Raw genomic sequence first — 21307 nt, 5'->3', positions numbered from 1 at the left:
CCTCATTCCCAATCGGAAAGCTTGATGCTTACGATTTTCGACAGTCCGGGTTCTTCCAGAGTCACGCCATACATTATATCCGCCCTTTCCATTGTCAGCCTTCTATGGGTAATTGCCACAATTTGGAGGGATTTGGAGTATTGCTCCACCAAATCGGCAAAACGCCTTAAGTTGGCTTCGTCCAGGGAGGCATCGACTTCATCCAAAATGGCCACGGGGACCCTGGCTTCCTCCATGGTGGAAAAAAGGTAGGCGATGGCTGTCAGGGAGCGTTCGCCTCCCGAAAGTTGAGCCAAATTTTGCGGCATCTTGCCCGGCGGTCTAGCAGCTATCTCAACCCCTGAATTCCACAGATCAAACTCGTCGTTTAAAGCCAAATTGGCTTCTCCGCCCCCGAAGAGCTTGACGAAAATGGCATTAAAGCGATCGTTTATAGCCTTCAAGGCCCCCTTGAACAATAATCCCGCCTGCCTGTCGGTATCCCTTATAATGCCATCGAGCTCTCTTTTGGCTTCATTAACATCATCATATTGCTCGGAAAGGTAGTCAATACGGCCGATCAGCGAGGCGTCCTCCGACAAGACACCGTAGTCCACATCACAGTAATCCTGAAGCTCTCGCTGCAATGTTCTTGCTCTCTCCTTAAGGCGTTCCAGTTCGACAGGGCTCACGTCGCAAAGAGAACCTTCTTTGCCGTCGAATCCGCTATCCTCAAGTTCTACTCTTTGGCCATACAGGTTTTTCAGCCTTTCCTTCACCAGGGCCAACTGGGACTCACATTTCCTCATTCGTTCCCTTGCTTCTTGAAGCTTCGAAGAGGACTTGTGAAACATATTTTCGATTTTTGCCCTAACTTCCTGTGCTACTTTCATATCCCCAACAAGGCTCCGACGCCTAAAAAACAGCTCTTTATACTTGTCTTTCAACTCGGATATTTTGAGATCGCTGTCGGCCAATTCCTTTTCGGCTTTAAGGATTTCCTCCCCCTTTTGCTGGATGCGCTCCCTGTGGGCTGATAATTCATCTTCTATCCTATCCAACACATCCTGACGGCCCCTTATTCTCTCCTGCAATAACTCCACCTCTCGATCAAGGGAGGAAAGATCGTTCTGCAATCTATCGTTTAAGCCGATCTCTTCCATGCTGGACAATTCTAATGAGATTTTTTCCAGTTCGGCCTTTCTTTTTTTCATATCCACGATGAGGGATTTTATTTCTTTTTTTAATTCGCCAACCTCGGCTTCCGCGTCCTTAATCCGACTCTCGCTGTTGGATAAAAGGCTCGAAATCTTTTTCATCTCCCCCTTCAGCCGATCTACCAAAGCGAGCTGCTTTTGAGTGTCCTCCTTTAACCTTATCTCCCTTTCCTCCGCCTTGGACAAGGTGGAGCTTAATCTTTCTATCTCTTCATCGAGCAATTCAAGAAAAGACGACCTTTCTCTCAGATAGCTTCTTAGCTCTAAAACGTTTTGTGAAGACTTGTTCGCGCTGCCCCCGGATATGGTACCACCTGGCAAGAATACCTCTCCGTCAAGGGTCACTACCGGAAAATTCCTGTACATGCCCGATATCCTGACGGCCTCACCGTAATCGCTCGCCAAAAGCAGGTTGCCCAAAAGGTGCATCACGCAATTTTCCCATTTGGGGTTGTAGGAGATGAGATCTATAAACCATCCTATCGCCTTCTTTCCATCTACGCGGATGGCCTGATTCTTCCGCTGAGGGTTGGCCCTGCTCAAGGGTAAAAAGGTAGCCCTTCCCGCATTGCCCACTTTCAGGTACTCGATACATTCGCCGGCCGCATGCTCGTCGGGCACTAATATCCAAAATTGCCTCCCACCCAAAAAGGACTGCAGGGCTGGGATATATTCCTTGGGGCAGGATATTGCATCGACGAAGGGGTCGAAATCAACCTTCAGCCTTCCCAATCTTTTGGCGGCCATCAGATATTCAACGGGTCTCGGATAAACTCCGGATGAGAGGGCGTCTTTGGTCCTTTCGATCTCCGAATTCAGCTTCGTCCTCTCTTTCCTTTTGGACTGCAACTTGGCGGCTATCGCCTGAGCTTCGGCAAGAGCCTTCATGTGTTGAGAGGATAATTCCTCAAAGACCCTTTCTTCATTCTGCAACTTTAAAGCTATATCACTCGCAGATTTTTGAAGATCGGATAATTCCTCCTTCGCCTCCAGCATTTGCAAGATCAGGCTGCCGTAACTTTTTCCGGAATAACGAACCTTGCGGTTCAACTCAGTGAGAGATGTTTCGCAAAGGGCCTTCCTTCCGAGCAATTCTTCTTTCTTTCGGGAAAGTTCTTTTATCTTCGAAAAGCTGTCTTTCAATTTGGCCTCGAGATCATCGCGCAGTCGCCTTTTCCAGGCCAATTGTTCCTTCAGTTCTTCTACGGCGAGCCTAAGGCCTTCTTCTTCAGGTCGAAGCTTTTCCATCGACATATATGCCGACTCGAGTTCCTCCTTAGTACGAAAATAGAGGTCCCTTGTTTTGCTGCGCTCCAAAGCCAGGGAGGAGAGCTTCTTTTTTAAGTTGCCGATTTCACTGGAGAGTCGGTCAAAAATCTCTCTATTTCTTTCGTCCCCGGAGGCCAAGGCATCGATTTGGTTTTCAAAAAAGCTTAAAGCCTTCTGCCATAGCAAAACCCAGAGCCGGGCAGCAAAAAGGCTCCCGGAAATTCTCATTTTGGCATCCTCTGCGTCTTTGATCTCCTCGATAACCCTGCAATACTCAAGCCATTTTATCCTTTTCGATAAACTTTTAAGCTCTTTATCCAATTCGCGTTTTTTTCTGGCACTTATAACTTGGGGGTGAATGTCGCTGCGCCTTCGCTTTAATTCATCGATCAAAGTTTTTAACCTTAGGGCCTCTTCATCAGCCCTGATCAGCTTTAAAAAGGCCTCTTCTCTCTTCCTGCGGTATTGGGATATACCGAAGAGAACTTCCAGATTCTCCCTCCTTTCGGCGGGCTTTTGCTTAATAGCTTCTAGAACCTCGCCCTGGCCGATGAAGGCAAAATCGATCCCTTCAAGCCCCAACAGGCGCTTTTCTTCCTCCATCTCGTAAAGTTTTACCTTTTTGCCATCCACGAAAAAGGAGGAACCACTTTCGTCGAGAACGCGCTTAAAGGCTTTCAGTTTTCCCTTATCGTTGATTACGAAAGAAACCCGGGCCTCCCTGGCAGGGGGGCGCGAGGGGCTGCCTTGGAAGAGAAGATCGCTTTGCTTCGATATCCTCAAACGGCTCGGAGACTGCTCCCCCAAAGCCCATCTTACGGCATCTAGAATATTGCTCTTTCCGCTTCCGTTAGGACCTGCAATTACCGTATATTTTTCGGAAAGCTCGATATCGACCTGTTCCCCGAAGCTTTTAAATCCCTTAAGAGCGACTCGCTCTATGAACAACGAGATCTCCATCCTCTTCCAACAATTTGATCTTATAAAGAGCTTGGTCCAGAGGACCTTGGAAGATAAGGCGATACTTATCCCACGCCAGCTCCTTCGACTGAAGGACGAACAGGGCCTTTTCAAATTCCTGAGCCCATTGGGAGAGGAAGTGATTTCCTATGTATTCTGCTATGGCAGAGTGTGCCTCCAATATGAGGGCTTCGACCTTGCTGGACAATATCACCTTCCTCAGGAAACGCTTTATGTCCATGGCGACGGCATCTTCCTTTAACACCCAACCCATATTGGCGCAAAAAGGACAAGGCCTGGTCATATAGGTCTTCAAGTCCGGCCTCGAGCGCTTGCGCGTAATCTCCACAAGGCCGAGTTTGCTCACGCCGTAAACCTTGGATTTATACCTGTCCCCCTTGAGCAGCTCTTCCAGATAGTCTAAAAGCTTTTGTTTGTCCTCCTGGTAATCCATATCTATGAAGTCCACTATGATTATTCCGCCAATGGAGCGAAGCCTCAGCTGCCTTGCGATCTCCTTTGCCGCCTCCATATTTGTATCCAATATGGTATGTCTTAAATTATCCGTTCCGACATACTTGCCCGTGTTGACATCTATGACCGTCATCGCCTCCACCTGGTCTATGTATAAAAAACCGCCAGATGAAAGCCAGAGCTTTCTTTCCAGGGCGGCGCTGATATCTTTTTCTATGTCGAAATGTTCAAATATGGGTATGTTCCTGGCATAAAGTTCCACAACGGGCTGTACCCTGTGGGAATGCCTGGAAATGTAATCAACTACGAGCTTGTGTTCGTAAGGATCATCTATAACCACTTGAGAGACCCTTTCGTCGAGCTCATCGCGCAAAACTTTTCCCAGCAGGCCGGCATCCCGATAAAGAAGGGAAGGAGATGGCATTGTCAGCGCGAGGTCGCTTATATCTTTCCAAAGTTCCAAAAGCTCTCCAATCTCCTCTTTTATGACCTCTTCATCCACTCCCGAAGCCACTGTACGCACGATGACGCCAAAACCATCGGGAACCAATTCTCTTGCGATGCCCTTCAACCGCTCCTTTTCTCCCGATTCGTCGATACGCCTGGAAACGCCGATGTCGCTAGCTCCGGGAAGCAAAACCACATACCTTCCCGGCAAGGAAATGCGAGCCGTTACTCGCGGCCCCTTCCCCTTCCTGGCTACCTTGGTAACCTGAACGACTATCTCTCCGTTTGGCTTTATTTCGGCATTCTTAGCGTCATCGAGATATAAAAAAGCGTTTCGCCCTTCACCTAAATTTACAAAGGCCGCATTCATCCCTGGAAGTATATTATCTATCCTGGCCTTATATATCTCTCCCGCTCTCTGCCTTTCCCACATCCTTTCGGCAAAAAGCTCTACCAGACGCCCTCCTTCCAAAATGGCAACGCGAGATTCTTCCGGATCGATGACATTTGCTATGATCCATTTATCGTCGTCATTCAAAAGCGTTACCCCCTAAACAGCAATTTATTACAAGAGGGAAAGTATCTTTCCCTCTTCGTCTTTTCCTAGTTTTGTTCTGACTATCCTTATGTCCTCCCAGGAGGAGATTACTCCGCCCTTTGAAAGGGCTTTTACGAAAAGCGTTGGGCTTATTTGATAAGGATTGCCGGTTACGGCTTCTATTTCTTTTCCGCAAAGCGTCAAAATCTCGACCCCAGGGACATGGTTTTGCAAAAGGAAGCAGGCATCGCTCCCCTTCTCTTTGCTTTTAAATTGCAAAAGATATTGGGCTTTATCGCAGGATTTGCTCAAAGACAAGCCCTCTGTCGGGACAGCCTTTTTTGCCATCAAACCACGGGGCAGTTTTTCATTCAAAGCCTCGAGATCTTCTGCACTCCAATTTTCTACCCAAATATCGGCCACTTCGCATAGAGAAAAGACTCCCACGGGCAAAGGAGGACCCAAACTTATCTTAGGATGGGGCGACATGCCTTCCGTAAAAATCTGCCTTATTCCTGACCGCCTTAGGGATCTCGACAGAAGGGTGGGCATTTCGACATGGGGGACAAAACATATGGGCCCCATTTTTTCGTAGAGCATTCTAACTCTCATGGCGTACATCACCTGAGAAACAAACATCCCGGAGGCCACATCCGTTGCATCCGCTCCATCTGCAGTCACCCGTTATTTCGCCCTTTAAGGCTTTTTCCCTCTCGGACCACAGAAATTCCTTCGTTACGCCTACATCGACATGATCCCAGGGGAGCCTTTCCTCGTAGGGAATCTGCCTGGCCGTAATATGGTAGGGGTCAACTCCGCAATCATCGAACGCCTTTAGCCAAAAAGATAAGTCGAAGGTCTCGCCCCATCCGTCAAATCGCGCACCGTATTTCCAGGCCCTCTCGATTACGTCGGCCACCTTTTCATCGCCTTTCGCTATAACGGCTTCTATAAAACTTTGTGCAGGCTCGTGAAAACTCACGGAGACGTTTTTCTGACGAAACTGCCTTTTAATCCAAAGCCCCTTATCCATCAACTCTTCCATCCGGTTCTGTGCTTCCCACTGAAAAGGCGTGTGAGCCTTAGGCACAAAACCGGCAATCGAAGCCGATACCGACGTCCTTTTATTGTACGACCTTCCCAGGAAACGGGCCATTCCTATTATATCAACTATGCCCCTGAGGTCTTTCTCTGTTTCGGTTGGCAGGCCCATCATAAAATATAGCTTCACCTTGCTCCATCCCGCTTCGAAGACCGCCTTCAAGGTGTTTTCTATATCCTTTTCGGTCACTCCCTTGTTGATCACATTTCTCAAACGTTGACTCCCCGCCTCAGGGGCAAAGGTAAGACCCCTTCTTTTCATCTCTTCAAGCTTCAAAGCCACGTCAATGGCCTTGGGATCCATCCGCAAGCTGGGAAGGCTTAAAGCAGCCCTGTATTCGAAAAGCAGCGGACCTAATCTATCCATAGTCTCCTCAAGCCAGGGATAATCACAGGTAGAAAGCGATGTCAGGCCCAATTCCTCGTAACCGCTTTGAGATAGGATCTTATTCGCCAGCTCACAAACCCTTTCCGGATCTCTGTAGCGAACGGGCCTGTATATCATCCCGGCCTGGCAAAATCTGCACCCCCTGGTGCAACCTCTGAAAACCTCTACTGATGCCCGATCATGAACAATTTTATCGGAGGGAACCATGAATCTTTCGGGGGCATAGGCCTCTTTCAAAGATATTATCCTTCTTTTGACTCTGCCCGATCTCCCTGCCATGAGCGGAACATGACACCCATCTATCTTGGAAAGCAATTTAAGCTTTTCCTCTCTGGCAAAAGATCGATGCTCATACAGGATAGATAAAAGCTCCACCAACAGCTCTTCGCAGTCACCCATGCAAAAGACGTCGATAAAGGGGGTGTAGGGCATTGGCGCAAGGGCTCCGGGTCCCCCTGCTATGACTATTGGGTCTTCATCCCCACGATCGGCAGATCGAAGGGGAATAGAGGATAAGTTAAGCATGGTGAGGATGTTAGTTGCGTTAAGTTCGTACTGTAATGTAAACCCCAATAGGTCGAAATTCCTCAGGGGTTTCTTCATCTCCAAAGACCTCAATGGCACTCCCTCTTTAGCAAGCATTTCCTCCATATCGGGCCAGGGGGCATAAATCCTATCAACATCGGCAAAATCGAGGGATTTAACCAAAAAATACAAAATTTGATATCCCAAGTAGCTCATCCCCACCTCGTACACATCGGGATAGGCAAGGCAGAGAGAAATGATATTTTCTTCATCATCTTTCGGGGGCAAAAGACCCCACTCTCCTCCAATGTATCGGGAGGGTCTTTTGACCTTGGTAAGATAATCCCAATCTTTATTCCACTCCAAATCCAAAGACAAATTCTCCATCTGATCTCCTCGCAAACTTATCTTTTATTCGTATCTTTTGGGAAAATCCAAACATGCGCTTAGGAGAAGGCCAAAACCGCAGCTTAAAGAAATGATCGAGCTTCCTCCATAGCTCATGAAGGGCAACGCCAAGCCCGTCACCGGCAATAACCCCATGCTCATGCCCACGCTTTCGAATACATGAAATAATATCCACCCCGTAAATCCGCCGACAAAAATCTTAACCCTCAGATCCTTGCTCTTTAATCCTACAAGAAGAATTCTCCAAAGGACGAAGGCATAAAGGCAAAGCACCAGAAAAGCGCCTACAAACCCGAATTCCTCGGCGAAAACACCGAATATAAAATCAGTATGAGGTTCGGGAAGAAACTGTAGTTTGCTTTGAGTTCCCTTCAAAAAACCCTTGCCGAAGACACCTCCGGAACCGACAGCAATTCGAGACTGAATCACGTTATACCCCGCTCCCAAGGGATCGATATTGGGGTTTAAAAAGGTCAAAATACGAAGCTTCTGGTAATCCCTCAAAAAAGGCCATCCAATCGGAATACACGCAAGACACGATCCAACGAGGGCAGCGAAATACTTCTTCGGCAAACCCCACACCCAAAGGCAGGATATCGTAATAACGACATATATGATCGAGGAACCGAGATCGGGCTGCAATAGGACAAACAATCCGCTTGCAGCGGAGAGTCCGAGAACCTTTAAAAAATTCGAGAAGGACTTGTCTTTTTTCAATGCCAAAAAACGGGCCAAAGCCAAGCATAATATGAGCTTTCCCATCTCGGAAGGCTGAAAAGCAAATCCTCCAAGATAGATCCACCTGTGGGAACCTCTCGTGGCATCGCCCAAGAACAAAAGAGCGATCAGGGATATTACGAGCAACCCATACAACAGGTAGGACCATTCAAAAAACCGCCTGACACCTATAAAGAAAAAGACAACCATTGCCATCGCAGCCACGATGCCGTTAATCAACTGCCTTTCGACATATCCCAGCCCCTGACCGTAAGTTGCGCTGTATATGGTCATAACCCCTAGACCATATAAAATTGCAATTGCCGCAATAAGGGGCAGATCGAGAGAGGCAAAGACCTGCTTTAATTTGCTGCTTTCCGCCATTTATCCTTACTTGTTCTTTGCGTTAGGAATGTATCTTTTGATGTTTTTGACAGGTATATTAGCCACGAGCGCTACGGTTCGATCTTCCCTTTCGAGCCCGAGTTCAATTTTTTTATCGTCTACTTCCAAGTAATTACATATGACTTTTATGAGCTCGGTTCTGAGCTGCTCGAGAAGTTCCGGGGCCAGATCGGTCCTATCGTGAATCAAGACAAGCTGCAGGCGTTCCTTTGCCTCATCCTTCGTCTTGTTTCTGCCAAACCATCTATCCAAAAAAGCCATATCTCATGCCTCCAAATCCATGTTAAAAAATTTAAACTACACCCCAAACAACTTTTTGACGCGTCCCAATATGCCCTTGTTGTTCATGTGCTCAAGTTCATCGAAGGGAACCTTTTCGCCCAATATGCGTTTCGCCAGATTGCTGAATGCCCTGGCAGCAGGGCCGACCGCCTGAAATGTCAGAGGCTCTCCCCTGTTGGTGGAAGTTATCACAGCCTCGTCTTCGGGGACGATACCGATCAGATTGATCGACAGTATCTCCACGACATCCGATATGTCCAACATATCGCCCCTTTTTACCATTTTTGGGGAGAGTCGATTTATCACCAGAGAGATCCCCCTCTTTTCCATGGACTCCAACAGACCTATGATGCGATCGGCGTCCCTGACTGCGGAAACTTCGGGAGTGGTAACGATAAGGGCTTCCTGCGCAGGAGTTGCGGCGTTCCTAAACCCGCTTTCTATGCCGGCGGGACTATCGATGAGTATGAAGTCGAATTCATCGGACAACATCGAGCAAATTTCGCACATTTGTTCTGAAGTTACGGCATCTTTCGTTCTCGTCTGTGCCGCCGGAAGCATATACAAATTTTCGATCCTTTTATCTCGGACAAGGGCTTGATTTAACCTACATGCCCCTTCTATGACATCCACTAGAGTATATACTATTCTATTTTCGAGCCCCATTACCACGTCCAGATTTCTCAAGCCGATATCTCCGTCTATGGCAACGACCTTTTTGCCGATCTTTGCAAGCTCTACGGCCAGATTAGCCGTAGTCGTGGTTTTGCCAACCCCCCCTTTACCAGATGTTATTACTATCGTCCTAGCGACCAACGCCCCCGCCTCCCTGTAAACTATTGAATTTCCTTAAAAATGATCGTATTTTCTTGCACATAAACTAAAACGGGTTTGCCCCAATAGGAGCAGTCTTTCTCAATACTGCTATAAAGCTTGCCTATTCTAACCTGGTTTGACTCAAAGACCTTGACAAGTACATGAGCATCTTCGTCCCCGTGACAGCCGGCATGAACCAGGCCTTGCAGTTTTCCCCAAACCCAAATGTTGCCGCCTGCCCAGACCTCTGAGCCGTCATTTACGTTGCCCAGTATGAATACATCGCTATCGTGTTCAACCTTCTGCCCCGATCTCAGAGATTTAAATATAAAAAGACCCCTTACGCCGACGCTTCCGTAACTTGGACGATTTTCTATACAAAAACCTGCCGACTTCAAGATCCTTCTTACGTTGGGATTGTAGGACATCCAGACAACTTCCCTTGCACCGGAGGACCACACTAGGTTCTTCAAGATAGCGACAATTTCGCCTTCGTTGCTTTCCCGTCCCTGCAAATCCACGATCAAAGTTCCGTCTCGCAAAATATGGCCGCTCTCTCTTACGACCTCATCGCACATCTGCTCGATGCCAATTATATCTTTATCTTCGGGAAAAATACAGCGTATGCCTTCCCTGGTGCCCTTTAGGAGGATATGCGACCCCATATGTTATTCCCCTCTCTCTTTTAGCAAATAGGCCAATATTTCGCCCGCCAGGGGCGCCACTGCCCTTCCTCCGGATTCTCCCTCTTCTAATAAAACCACAATGACGTACTTCGGAGAATCCGCAGGAGCATAACCCACGAAGAGGGCGTCGTTTTTACCTCGTGAAGTTTGCGCCGTTCCCGTTTTGCCAGCGACTTTGACACCATACGCCCCGGCAGCCCGCCCCGTTCCGGATTTGACCACCTCTTCCAGGCCTTTTCTTATAACGCTTAAAACCTTATCGTCTATCGATATCTCTTCGCCATCTAGGCCTTCTGCTTCGATCAACCTGGGCCTGGGCAAGAACCCTCCATTTGCCACAGCAGCATAGGCCCTTGCAAGCTGAATTGGGGTTACGAGCAAAAAACCCTGTCCTATTACGTAATTGGCAGTATCTCCAAGGTACCAACTTTCGCCGAAAGTGTCCTTTTTCCACTTACGACCCGCCAAATTTCCCGTCACCTCGCCCGGCAGAGAGATACCCGTCGGCCGGCCGAAGCCCAACCTGTAAGCCCAATCGGATAACACGTCCACACCAAGTTTTAAACCGAGCTGGAAGAAAAAAACATTACAGGAATCCCTCAAGGCGCCAACTATATCTTCCCTGCCATGTGGCCTTACGCAACGAAATCTCCTGTTGCCCACCTCCAAATAGCCGGGGCAATAGAAAGTTGTTTTCGGTGTAATGACGCCTTCAGCCAGCCCGGCAATCGCAGCGACGATTTTAAAAGTCGAGGCGGGCGAATAAAGGCCACCTATGACCCTATTCATCATGGGGTAAGAGAGATCCTTGGTCAAGGCCCTCCACTCAAAATCCCTTAAGCCCCATGCCAAGGGATTGGGATCGTAAGAAGGAGAAGAATAAAGCACCACTACATCGCCACGCTGTACATCCATAACTATGACGCCCCCCTTCTTTCCTTTCATCAATTCAGAGACCTTTTGTTGGGCAATTAAATCCAGCGTAAGAACAACATCCTTACCGGGTTCGGAGGGTTTGAAATCTAACTTACGAACCAGCCTTCCCCTGGCATCCACCTCTATGGCCTCCCCGCCAAAATTACCGCGTAAAAGGTGTTCGAACTTCGCCTCAACCCCAGATTTGCCTATCTCATCGCCGCCCTGATAACCTCTGCTACCGTATCTTTTAAGCTCCTCTTTGTTAATGCTGCCCACATAGCCAACGACATGAGACATGACCTCCCCTGCAGGATATACGCGACGCCACTGAGAGACGGGCACCAGCTCCTGGGGAAATTCAGGGTCCGCCACTATCGTTGCCATTTGCGCCAGGGTAAGGTTATTGACCAATGTCACCGACCTGTAGGGGACCGTATATTGGCTCTTCAATGTTTCTTTGAGATCCTCAGGCCTTTTTACGATCCCGTGTTTTCCAAGGAAGGATGCGATCCGTTGTATGGTTTCCTCGCTCTGCATGGAGAGAGGGTACCCTTGAATGGAAAAAGTGCTGATGCTTACGGCTAGAGGGATTTGGTTAGCATCGAAAATAGTCCCCCTCTGAGGGGAGAGCCTGATCACTCTGAGCCTGTTTTCCGTAGCCAATCTGACATAATCGTCACCATGCATCACCTGAAAGACGAACAGAGCGATCGTCAAAAAAGCCAGTATAGCAAATGCAAAATAAATACAGTACAAAAGGCGTTTATCGATCGTCAAAGGAAGATCGAGGCGTTTCAATTAGTCCATCTCCCGATGAAATATATATGCATTCATAAGGATACAAAAAAGAAAAGCGCCAGCTTGCTTTACCACAAAAGCAAGGCCTACATGCAAAATTGGGGCATCGAATATAAATCCTTCCGCTATAGAAATACAAATATGGGAACCAAGAACGAGAAGCGTCGCAGAAAGACGTGTTCTCGCTGTTTGAGAAATCGCCCCCCAGATCAACTTGACTGCCAGTATAGCGGAAACGTAGAAAAGGGAGCTAAAGCCTAAAGGGCTTCCCCACCGCAGATCCCAGAGGAGTCCACCGACAAATGCGGCAACCAAAAGATGAATCTCCTTTCCCTCTCTATTGCTGACAAGAAGCATCCCTAAGGTTAAAACGTAGAAATCCGGAATTCCCGAAAAGGGATTAGCCAGGACTTGAAAAAAATCCTGGACAAGCCAAGTGACAATAGAGGCGAACCAAAGGAAGGACACTTCACCTTACCTCCAAAATCCTGACTCTTCGAAGGCGAGAGAAATCTATATCGGGCTTTACTTTGTATGTAACAAAATCTCCCTCGACAAAATCTTCTTCCGGACCATCCACAGTACCCACCAACAATCCGGGGTAGAAATTGCCCACGGCAAAGGCCGTAGCTATTTTCATGCCCCTTTCCAGAGGAGCTTTCCTGGGCATATAAAATAAGGACATGTTCCCTTTCCCATCTCCCGAAAGGACGCCGACATCCCTCGTGTCTTCTACGATAACGGGGATCCTAAGGTCGGGCGACGTCACCAGCTCGACAACAGCCGTCGCATCTTCTACTATGGAAACTCTTCCTACGACGTTTTCGCCACTCAACACCGGCATGCCTCTCTTTAGGCCGTCATCTCGGCCTTTATCGATGGTCAAATATCTCCACCACCATCCGGGGTGTCGGTAAATTACTGTCGCATTCAAGAAATTAATCCCCTCTGCCGCTAAATAGGGGGAGACTTCATAACCTTCTGATCCATAAAACTCCTTAACCCTGTTTAATTCCATTCGCAGGGCAACATTTTCCTTTTGCAATGAATCTATCTTTTCTAAAAACATCCCCTTATCTCGGCTAAGAACTAACGCCCTATTTATGCCCTCTCGAAGGGCCAGGGCAGGTAATTCAAGGTGCCTCAGACCTTTATAAATGAAGCTTCTCATTCTTACATCAATACCCGATTGATGACCGACTACTGCCATTAGCACCATGGAAAAAGCGATTAAGGAGATGCCGACTTGCCAAAATTCAACCCTCTTCCGATCTCGCATCGGGAAGCAGCACCTCTTGTTTAAAATAATAAAATATAGCCATCGGAAGCATTAGCTAAACTGATATTAAAATCCGTTTCATCCTCTCCAGTTCTGACAAAACCTTCCCTATGCCTATGGCTACGGCATAGAGAGGTTGATCGGCGCACATGACGGGGATGTTAAGAGACGAAGATAAACGCTTTGGCAATCCCTTTAACATAGCTCCGCCTCCGGTTAAAATTATGCCCCGTTCGACGATATCCCTAACGAGCTCCGGAGATGTTCTTTCAAGCGTCTCCCGAACCGTCTCTTCTATTCTTTTGATCATCGGCTCTAAGGCTACGCGAACGTCGGATGAGGTAATGGTCAGGCTCTTGGGCAATCCGTTGCTCAAATCGCGCCCCCTAACCTCGGTCGAAGGCTCCTCATCCAGCGGGCAGGCAGATCCCAAGGCGATCTTTATTTCCTCAGCGGTAGCTTCTCCGATGCACATCTTGAAGCTTTGTCGGAGCAACTCAATAATTGCCTCATCAATATCGTCCCCCGCCACCCTGAGGGAAGAGCTTTCCACAATGCCGCCCAAAGAGAGAACAGCTACCTCTGTAGTGCCTCCTCCTATGTTGATCACCATAGACCCCTTCGGTTCATGAATGGGAAGCCCCGCACCCAAAGCAGCCGCTAGGGGCTCTTCTATGATATAAGCTTCTTTTGCTCCCCCACCCAGACAGGCATCTATTACAGCTTTTCTTTCCACCTCGGTAACGCAGGCAGGCACGCTCACCACCACTCTCGGATGGGCAAAGAGACGCCTGTCTCCGTTGATCTTTCTTATATAATATTGCAACATCGCTTCAGTAACATCGAAGTTAGCGATAACGCCATGCTTAAGAGGTCTTAAAGTAACAATACTCTGGGGGGTCTTGCCGATCATTTCCTTTGCCCTCATCCCGATGGCAATTATCTCATCCTTGGAATTCAAAGATTTACGGTAGGCCACAACAGAGGGTTCGTCAACCACTATTCCTTTGCCTTTCTGATAAACTACCACATTGGCCGTTCCCAAATCAATTCCCATATCTCTAGCGAACAATCCCGACAAAAACCTAAACAAGGAATTTAGACCTCCTTCTCGATCTCCAAAAACGCTGAATTATAATGGCAATAGATGTAAAGGCCAATTTAGCGCACATCGCGCTTTCTCGGCCAGAAAGGATTTTCTCGCCTTTCTCTGCCCAGCGTCGTCTCCGGTCCGTGTCCCGGAAGGACCTTCAGATCATCGGGAAGATAATCCAATTTTCTCAACGATGACTCAAGGGCGGCAAAATCCCCTCCGGGCAAATCAGTCCTTCCAACGCTAAGGGCAAAAATGGTATCTCCCGAAAAAAGAACCTCTTCGCCCTCATGGCTTGCTCGATAGCAGACGCTTCCCGGAGTATGGCCAGGGGTATGTATAACCCTTATTAAAATCGAGCCTATATTTATCGACTCCCCGTCGGACAAGGGTTTCACCCTGCCATCCACTTTCACACTTTCACCGGCAAATTGAGAAAGGTTCTTCATTGGATTGGCCAACATGCCGGAGTCGTCTTCATGCACCGCTACTGGACAATCGTAGCGATCCTGCAGAGCCTTGACCCCGGCTATATGATCCACGTGGCCGTGGGTCAAGAGAATAATCTTCAATTCAAGTGAATTGCCCTCGATGACAGCAATGACATCATCGGGGTCTCCGCCAGGATCCACGAAAAAGGCATTGCCGTCTTCATCATATACTAAATATCCGTTCGCAAACAGAGCTCCTAAGGGAAATCGCATGACCTTCATTTATTCAACACCTCTTTGCTGTCTATTATCAATGTAACCGGGCCGTCGTTGCACAGACTCACCTTCATGTGGGTCTGAAAACGTCCCGTCTGGACATCGATCTTGCTTCTCCTCAATTCATCCAAAAACTCCTCAAAAAGTCGATTGGCCATATCGGGTGGCGCAGCGCCCAAAAAGGAGGGCCTTCTTCCTTTGCTACAATCTCCAAAAAGGGTAAACTGAGAAACGGCCAAAATGGACCCCTTAACATCCATTAAGGAAAGGTTGAGCTTGCCCTCGTCATCAGGAAAAACCCTCAGATTCGGTATTTTATTCGCCATAAACCTTACATCTTCCAAGGTATCCTCTCGAGATACACCAACCAAAAGGCACAAACCGGGGCCTATTTCCCCTAGCATTTCACCTCCGACCTCGACCTTGGCCCAGAGCACTTTCTGCAAAACGACTCGCATATACTTACCCCCTAACAACCATGAGCACACCTTCGATCGAATTGATGCGCGCCATTATTCGGTAAAGCTGCTCTACGTCTTTGACCAATATCTCCATGTTCATTCTGGCCCTGTTCTTATCGACCACGTGGGCGCTTATGGATAGAATACTTCCCTCGGCTGCGTTTATCGCTTGTGTAACATCGGCAAACAAGCCTGGCCTGTCGACAGCCTCCAGCCTGAGGCGAGTAGAGTAAAAGGCCTTGGTCTTCTGCCCCCAGGAGACCTCAACCCTTCGACCATCCGATGTTCTCAGCAAATTCGGACAATCGGACCTGTGCACTGTTATCCCTCTGGTTGTCGTAACATAACCGACAATTTGATCTCCCGGGACTGGACAACAGCAGTGGGCCAGCGAGACCATCACTCCTCCAGCCCCTTCAACTAGGATCTCCGAGTCCGTCTCCTTCGTTTTTGGTTGTCCCATTGCCTTTGTCGCACCCTTAGACCTCGCAAGTTCCGAGTCTATAAGCTTAGACACCACAGAGGAGGGCGAAATACCCCCCTCTCCTATAGCGACGAAAAGCTCTTCTTTATTTGACAGGCCAAAATCCCTTGCCACTTTATTCAAAGTGCTGGAAGAGGATTCCAAATCCAAGCCTTTAAATTCTTCATGCTTTGAAATTTCAGACAGCAGCAGATCCCGCCCTCTTTCCAGCCTTTCTTTTTTCTCGGTCTGCTCCATTGCCCTGAAATAGGCTCTTATCTTCGATCGGGCCCGCCCTGTGTTTACAATGCTTAACCAGTCTCTGGAAGGGTGTCCCTGCGGAGATGTAAGAATTCTAATTATATCCCCGTTTTTTAACTCGTAGCTCAAGGGAACAATACGGCCATTCACCATGGCGCCTACGCACTTGTTTCCAATCTCGGTGTGAATATTATAGGCGAAGTCCAGAGGAGTTGCGCCCTTGGGCAGAGATATCACATCGCCCTTGGGAGTAAAGACGAAGACCTCTGTCGATAGCACATCTGCCTTCAAGTTCTCTAGGAATTCGGAAGGTTCCGAAGAATCTAGCTGCGTTTCCAGGACTTGTCTTATCCACGTTAACTTGGTATCCAGGTCGTCTGGCTTTATCTGACCTTCCTTGTATCTCCAATGGGCAGCAATGCCGTACTCCGCTATCCAATGCATATCCCAGGTTCTGATTTGTACTTCCAGGGGTTCTCCGCTTGGTCCCACCACTGTGGTATGCAAAGATTGATACATGTTGCTTTTAGGATTTGCAATGTAATCGTCGAACTGACCGGGAATAGGTTTCCATATGGTATGGACAATGCCCAAAACCTGGTAGCAATCCACAACAGAATTTGTGATAACCCTTAAAGCCAGAAGATCGTACATCTGCTCTATTGTCAGATTCTTACGCTTCATCTTTTCGTAAATGCTGTAAAAGTGCTTTGCCCTCCCTGTAATGAAGGCCCTTATTCCCCCTTCATCCAATTTTTTGGATAAGGCGTCTATAGCTTCTTTTATAATGGCTTCCCTTTCGGGAAGTTTCTTTCTTACCCTCCGCCTAATCTCATAATACATGTCCGGTTCCAAGACTTTAAAGGCCAAATCCTCGAGCTCACGTTTCATATGATAGATGCCGAGCCTATGAGCAAGAGGCGCGTATATTTCAAGGGTTTCCCTGGCAATGCGAAGCTGCTTTTCCCTTCTCAAGACCTGTATTGTACGCATGTTATGAAGGCGGTCGGCCAATTTGATTAGCACGACCCGAATGTCTTTGGCCATCACTAAAAACATCTTGCGCAAATTCTCAGCCTGATAGTCCTCTACGGTCTTAAAGTCGATGTTTCCAAGTTTTGTTACCCCATCGACAAGCACTGCAACGTTCGTGCCGAATTTAGCCTTAACTTCCTCGAAAGTAGAATCGGTATCTTCAATGACATCATGCAAGAGCGCGGCTACAAGAGTTTCAACATCTATATTGACATCGGAAAGTATACCGGCCACCGAGAGGACATGCACCACATAAGGTTCCCCCGTAGCCCTTTTTTGGTTCTTATGCTTGTTAGCGGCATACACAAAAGCTTCCCCCAGGAGCTTTAATTCGTTCTTATCCAGGTATTTCGCCGCCTTACTCCAAAGCTCCTGCCAAGCTAAACTTACGGCAGTCGTCCTGCTCTCTTCAGGGATGCGACCCATGAAGCTATCGCGCAAAATCCGTAGGGCCTTATCCATCCCCTGGGATGAGGGACTCTGCATCCCGCTCCACTGGTAGCCGTACATCATGCGACTTTCGCTACCTTCATTCATTTAGCTACTCCCCTGACAATTCATATGACTGCTTTTTCTGCTTTCATGGACAACTTAAGCTTTCCCCCAAAGGCATCGACGAAGGGGCGGTACAGCCACCCTTTGATTCTGCCTTTGTACTTTTCTGCTTCACTGAAATTAAATATCAATACTTCGCCACTCCTTGATAAAAGACGATAATGACTCCCTCCTCTTAGAGGTTTCATTACATCATCATATTGATGGCTTATAAAGAAGTAGGGCATCTCGTTGCCCTCGCCGAAGGGGGCAAGCTCCCTAAATCGCTCCCATAGATGCAAATCCCACATCTTAGGCTCAAACGATATTGCGTCCTCGTTTTCCGAAACGCTCCCGAGTAAACAGCACTTCGACAAGCTTTCTTCGAGCTTTTTCTTTACCTCATGCCATCCTTTCGCATCGACACTGAAGCCTGCCGCACCCTTATGGCCTCCCCAGCTTTTTAAATGGGAGGATATCTTTTCCAATATTTCTATAGCGTTTAAACCCTCCGGCACCCTCAAAGAAGCTCTCACATTTCCGCCGTTCTGAGCAGCCAAAACTATAGGCCTGTTGAACTCGTAGCACAACCTGCTCGCCACACTGCTCAAAAGCCCTAAAGGCCAATGAGCTGAATCCACAACGAACTTGAAACGTCCATCACGCAATCCCGTAGTGGCCTGGTTGTACAGCTCGCCGCTCAGCTTTTTGCGCTGATAGTTTAAATTCACAAGTTCCAGGGCAGCCTTGATGCTCTCCCTGGAATGTTCGAGCGCCTTCAGAGCCGTCTCTGCAAGGGAAATCCTTCCTGCCGAATTTAAACATGGATTTAGCTTCATCGCTAACTGATTTTCATCGATAGGATATATTATAGAAAGTTTGTCGAATAGATATCTCAAGCCCGGCCTTTGAGTCGTCTCTAACCGTTTAAGACCTTCCCTCACGAGGGCTCTATTCAGCAGGCCAAGGGGCATTGAATCGCCAACTACTGATAGGGAGACTATATCCAATCTGTCCAACAACCAATCCTGCGACACAAGGCCGCTTTGCCACAGCCAACACCACAAAACTCCTGCGGCAGACAGCTTCCTCGCTTCTTCATCTCCCCCTATGTGAGGATTAATTATACATTCACGATGGCAAATTTTGTCAACAAGATGATGATCGAACACCGCCACTTTCAAACCCATATCGAGGGCAAGATCGATTTCCTTCTCATTTTTGCTTCCGCAGTCGGTAACGATCAGAAGATCAAAACCCATACGCGCTATTACCTTAACGACATTAGGATTTAAACCATATCCGTCTTTTAGCCTATGGGGGAGATAATATCGAACATGCCATCCCTTTTCACGGGCAAATTCACTGGCAAGCAATGCAGAGGCCACCCCATCCACATCGTAGTCCCCGTAAAGAGCAACCTTGCTGCCCTTTGGAAGTGCTCTTAAAGTTGGAAAAACTGCCTCCCCTCCCTCACAAAGGAAAAGACTAGCCAATAACGAATTTAGGCTCGGGCGCAACCATGCCCGAGCCTTTGAGATATCCAAGCGGTCACCATATTTAATTCGCAAAGTTAAGGCCGTTAGCTCATGACACTGCAACGAGTCTACCAATTCGCGCGGAGCATCCTCTATCCCCCAAATACGAAGACGCGCGTTATCTTGTAGGGGAATCACTTCTCAGCTTCTACCCCTTCATTTGCAACGTATTCTCCCTGGGGGAAGACCTCTCGCGAACCGGCATTGCCTTCTCGTTGCAGGGCGTTCAAAAGGGACCGCTTTTCGTCTTCCAGTTCTGCAATGCGCCTTTTAAGTTCTTTTGTGTCGCTTTTGTATCTGTTCTTATATTCTAACTGAGCAAATAAAGAAGTTATCCACATCAAAACGGCACCGGCAGCAAAGACCAACACTTCCCATATGCCTTGATGAAGAGACCATTGCCACGTCAGAAATTTTACGATCACGGTTCCGCTATTTTGGACAGCGTAGAAGGCTGCCAACAACATTCCAAGTGCAAGAGCCACAACATAACTTTTCATGAAAGCCCCACCTTCAGTCCATAAAATTTACCTCTCGCCCTTTGTGCCGCAATTAACGCATCTTTTCTCATATCTTCCCTTAATATCGGGGTTATCCTCCTTTTCAAGGTTTTTAAGGTACTTTTGGCGTTCTCTTTCCTCCCAAATCGGATCGTAAATCGCCTTCATCCTTCTGGCGTATTCGTCCAATCCAGAAGCAAGCTCATCGAGAAGCTTGTCGGCCCCGGGATGCGTGGGATGTGCTCCGTACTCTATGACCAATTCCCTCAGCACTGCCGGGTGGTCTATGATAAGGCATGGTCTGAGTAAATTGTCATCATCGTAAGGTTGCCTCGAACGTATCGCCTCGAAGAAAGGACTAGACAGCACCTCAACGAGGCTTTTCTCTCTTATGTTGTCTACGGCAAAATGACAGAACACGCAGGGCTCGACATCTCCGTTGGATATCACGTGCAGGTAACGAAAACCGGCGGCAATGCAGCCATCGACATAGGGGCCGTCGTTCCAGAAGTCGCCCAAAAATATGGGATACTTCGATCTCCACTCTTCAACTTTTTCCTTAAGGTGAGCTCGCTGCTCAGGCGTTGCCATATAAGAGAGATCCGGATTGAGACCGGTTGGGATATATTGGAAGAACCAACCAACCTTACAACCCTCTTCGAGCATGCACTTGATGAACTCGTCGCTGGAAATGTAAGAAGCGCTAGAACGCGTACATGTCGCACTGAAGCCGTAAAGAACACCTTTCCTCCTAAGCCTTCTGTAGGTCTCTATGATCTTGCCGTACATTCCCTGGCCTCGTCTGTATTCTGTCTCTTCCGGCGTTCCTTCGATGGAGATCATAGGGGCCACATTCCCAAGCTCCACCAATTTGTCCGCAACCTCATCCGTAATCAACGTCCCGTTGGTATATACTTGAAAATAGCAGTCATCATGCTTTGCCCATATGTCGAAAAGGTCCTTCCTCGTAAAGGGCTCTCCTCCGGATATAGTGAAGAAGTACATTCCCAATTCCTTGGCCTGCGTTATCAGATCATCAATTTCCCCGGCAGTCAAATCGGTCGACGTGTCATAGGATCCGGCGTAACAACCTTTGCATTTCAGATTACACCTCATAGTCGGGCTGATCACCATAAAATTGGGTATGTGTATATCAAGCTCTCTCATCTTTCTGTCTCTTATGCCGCGAGAGAGGACCATGAAATTAACTATAAGGTTCACGATGAGCTTCTTTCGACAGTTAGGATGAAGCTCCTGGAATACCCTTCTAAATACGCCAACAAAGGGATGGTTTTCTCTGGCCATTTGTGCCATTTCACTGAAAGTTTCCCGTTGAAATTTTGCCGGTGCCAAACGAGAAATCGTATCGAACAGCGAAGCTAGCTTTTCGTCGTTGCCCTCTTCCACCAACTTGACGATCTGGTTCAAGAGGGCAATCGAAACCATTCCCTTTAGTCGATCCGTTAAACTCATAACCATCGAAAACGCCTCCTTTAAGCTAGCACGAC

18 protein-coding genes are annotated in these 21307 nt (G+C 47.9%); all 18 read right to left on the bottom strand.

The window, feature by feature from the left end; all coding sequences use genetic code 11:
• Positions 1 to 2 precede the first annotated feature (2 nt).
• Positions 3 to 3413: a chromosome segregation protein SMC gene (smc, locus tag HMPREF1705_RS07015; protein WP_111089588.1), complete on the bottom strand. Its 3411-nt coding sequence runs from the start codon at positions 3411 to 3413 to the stop codon at positions 3 to 5.
• Entirely contained in the window at positions 3388 to 4884 is a 1497-nt protein-coding gene (locus HMPREF1705_RS07010) for an Rne/Rng family ribonuclease (protein ID WP_057940820.1), read from the bottom strand. Before HMPREF1705_RS07010 ends, smc begins: the two co-directional genes overlap by 26 nt.
• Positions 4885 to 4911: 27 nt before the next feature.
• Complete coding sequence (locus HMPREF1705_RS07005; protein WP_009201504.1) at positions 4912 to 5496, bottom strand: TIGR03936 family radical SAM-associated protein; 585 nt, start codon at positions 5494 to 5496, stop codon at positions 4912 to 4914.
• Entirely contained in the window at positions 5486 to 7285 is a 1800-nt protein-coding gene (locus HMPREF1705_RS07000; protein ID WP_057940819.1) for a radical SAM protein, read from the bottom strand. The genes HMPREF1705_RS07005 and HMPREF1705_RS07000 overlap by 11 nt, the downstream gene beginning before the upstream one ends.
• A gap of 24 nt (positions 7286 to 7309) precedes the next feature.
• Entirely contained in the window at positions 7310 to 8407 is a 1098-nt protein-coding gene (gene rodA, locus HMPREF1705_RS06995) for a rod shape-determining protein RodA (RefSeq protein ID WP_009201506.1), read from the bottom strand.
• 6 nt (positions 8408 to 8413) lie between these two features.
• On the bottom strand, positions 8414 to 8689 hold the full coding sequence (gene minE / locus HMPREF1705_RS06990; protein ID WP_009201507.1) for a cell division topological specificity factor MinE: 276 nt from the start codon (positions 8687 to 8689) through the stop codon (positions 8414 to 8416).
• A gap of 36 nt (positions 8690 to 8725) precedes the next feature.
• The gene (gene minD / locus HMPREF1705_RS06985) at positions 8726 to 9526 is read right to left on the bottom strand and encodes a septum site-determining protein MinD (protein WP_009201508.1); all 801 of its coding nucleotides are present in this window, start codon (positions 9524 to 9526) and stop codon (positions 8726 to 8728) included.
• A 20-nt stretch (positions 9527 to 9546) separates the two neighbouring features.
• A complete protein-coding gene (gene minC / locus HMPREF1705_RS06980) occupies positions 9547 to 10191 on the bottom strand; it encodes a septum site-determining protein MinC (protein WP_009201509.1) in 645 nt (214 codons plus the stop codon).
• 3 nt (positions 10192 to 10194) lie between these two features.
• A complete protein-coding gene (mrdA, locus tag HMPREF1705_RS06975; RefSeq protein WP_009201510.1) occupies positions 10195 to 11928 on the bottom strand; it encodes a penicillin-binding protein 2 in 1734 nt (577 codons plus the stop codon).
• Complete coding sequence (locus tag HMPREF1705_RS06970) at positions 11929 to 12396, bottom strand: hypothetical protein (RefSeq protein ID WP_009201511.1); 468 nt, start codon at positions 12394 to 12396, stop codon at positions 11929 to 11931. It abuts the gene before it with no gap.
• Between the two features lies 1 nt (position 12397).
• Entirely contained in the window at positions 12398 to 13207 is an 810-nt protein-coding gene (gene mreC / locus HMPREF1705_RS06965; RefSeq protein WP_009201512.1) for a rod shape-determining protein MreC, read from the bottom strand.
• 55 nt (positions 13208 to 13262) lie between these two features.
• Positions 13263 to 14300 (bottom strand): rod shape-determining protein, encoded by a 1038-nt coding sequence (gene mreB / locus HMPREF1705_RS06960; RefSeq protein ID WP_040348174.1) that lies wholly within the window; start codon positions 14298 to 14300, stop codon positions 13263 to 13265.
• Between the two features lie 68 nt (positions 14301 to 14368).
• Positions 14369 to 15013, bottom strand: coding sequence for an MBL fold metallo-hydrolase (locus tag HMPREF1705_RS06955; protein ID WP_009201514.1), 645 nt, complete (start codon positions 15011 to 15013; stop codon positions 14369 to 14371).
• Complete coding sequence (gene dtd / locus HMPREF1705_RS06950; RefSeq protein WP_009201515.1) at positions 15010 to 15465, bottom strand: D-aminoacyl-tRNA deacylase; 456 nt, start codon at positions 15463 to 15465, stop codon at positions 15010 to 15012. Before dtd ends, HMPREF1705_RS06955 begins: the two co-directional genes overlap by 4 nt.
• Before the next feature lie 4 nt (positions 15466 to 15469).
• Positions 15470 to 17764 (bottom strand): RelA/SpoT family protein, encoded by a 2295-nt coding sequence (locus HMPREF1705_RS06945; protein WP_009201516.1) that lies wholly within the window; start codon positions 17762 to 17764, stop codon positions 15470 to 15472.
• A 20-nt stretch (positions 17765 to 17784) separates the two neighbouring features.
• Positions 17785 to 19374: a single-stranded-DNA-specific exonuclease RecJ gene (locus tag HMPREF1705_RS06940; protein WP_242603557.1), complete on the bottom strand. Its 1590-nt coding sequence runs from the start codon at positions 19372 to 19374 to the stop codon at positions 17785 to 17787.
• Positions 19375 to 19433: 59 nt separating this feature from the next.
• Positions 19434 to 19799, bottom strand: a complete 366-nt coding sequence (locus HMPREF1705_RS06935) for a LapA family protein (protein WP_009201518.1) — start codon at positions 19797 to 19799, stop codon at positions 19434 to 19436.
• Positions 19800 to 19826: 27 nt separating this feature from the next.
• Positions 19827 to 21278, bottom strand: a complete 1452-nt coding sequence (locus HMPREF1705_RS06930; protein WP_009201519.1) for a radical SAM protein — start codon at positions 21276 to 21278, stop codon at positions 19827 to 19829.
• Positions 21279 to 21307 lie beyond the last annotated feature (29 nt).

The organism is Acetomicrobium hydrogeniformans ATCC BAA-1850 (assembly GCF_000160455.2).
Lineage (GTDB): Bacteria > Synergistota > Synergistia > Synergistales > Acetomicrobiaceae > Acetomicrobium > Acetomicrobium thermoterrenum.
The sequence above is the reverse complement of the archived record's forward strand: the minus strand, read 5'-3'. Positions and strand labels throughout refer to the sequence as shown.

What these genes read in the sequence shown, in the direction of transcription:
- HMPREF1705_RS07005 (WP_009201504.1), bottom strand. Translation starts at nt 5,496, where the DNA reads ATGAGAGTTAGAATGCTCTACGAAAAAATGGGGCCCATATGTTTTGTC.
- HMPREF1705_RS07000 (WP_057940819.1), bottom strand. Translation starts at nt 7,285, where the DNA reads ATGGAGAATTTGTCTTTGGATTTGGAGTGGAATAAAGATTGGGATTAT.
- rodA (WP_009201506.1), bottom strand. Translation starts at nt 8,407, where the DNA reads ATGGCGGAAAGCAGCAAATTAAAGCAGGTCTTTGCCTCTCTCGATCTG.
- minE (WP_009201507.1), bottom strand. Translation starts at nt 8,689, where the DNA reads ATGGCTTTTTTGGATAGATGGTTTGGCAGAAACAAGACGAAGGATGAG.
- minC (WP_009201509.1), bottom strand. Translation starts at nt 10,191, where the DNA reads ATGGGGTCGCATATCCTCCTAAAGGGCACCAGGGAAGGCATACGCTGT.
- mreC (WP_009201512.1), bottom strand. Translation starts at nt 13,207, where the DNA reads ATGCGAGATCGGAAGAGGGTTGAATTTTGGCAAGTCGGCATCTCCTTA.
- HMPREF1705_RS06955 (WP_009201514.1), bottom strand. Translation starts at nt 15,013, where the DNA reads ATGAAGGTCATGCGATTTCCCTTAGGAGCTCTGTTTGCGAACGGATAT.
- dtd (WP_009201515.1), bottom strand. Translation starts at nt 15,465, where the DNA reads ATGCGAGTCGTTTTGCAGAAAGTGCTCTGGGCCAAGGTCGAGGTCGGA.
- HMPREF1705_RS06945 (WP_009201516.1), bottom strand. Translation starts at nt 17,764, where the DNA reads ATGAATGAAGGTAGCGAAAGTCGCATGATGTACGGCTACCAGTGGAGC.
- HMPREF1705_RS06935 (WP_009201518.1), bottom strand. Translation starts at nt 19,799, where the DNA reads ATGAAAAGTTATGTTGTGGCTCTTGCACTTGGAATGTTGTTGGCAGCC.
- HMPREF1705_RS06930 (WP_009201519.1), bottom strand. Translation starts at nt 21,278, where the DNA reads ATGGTTATGAGTTTAACGGATCGACTAAAGGGAATGGTTTCGATTGCC.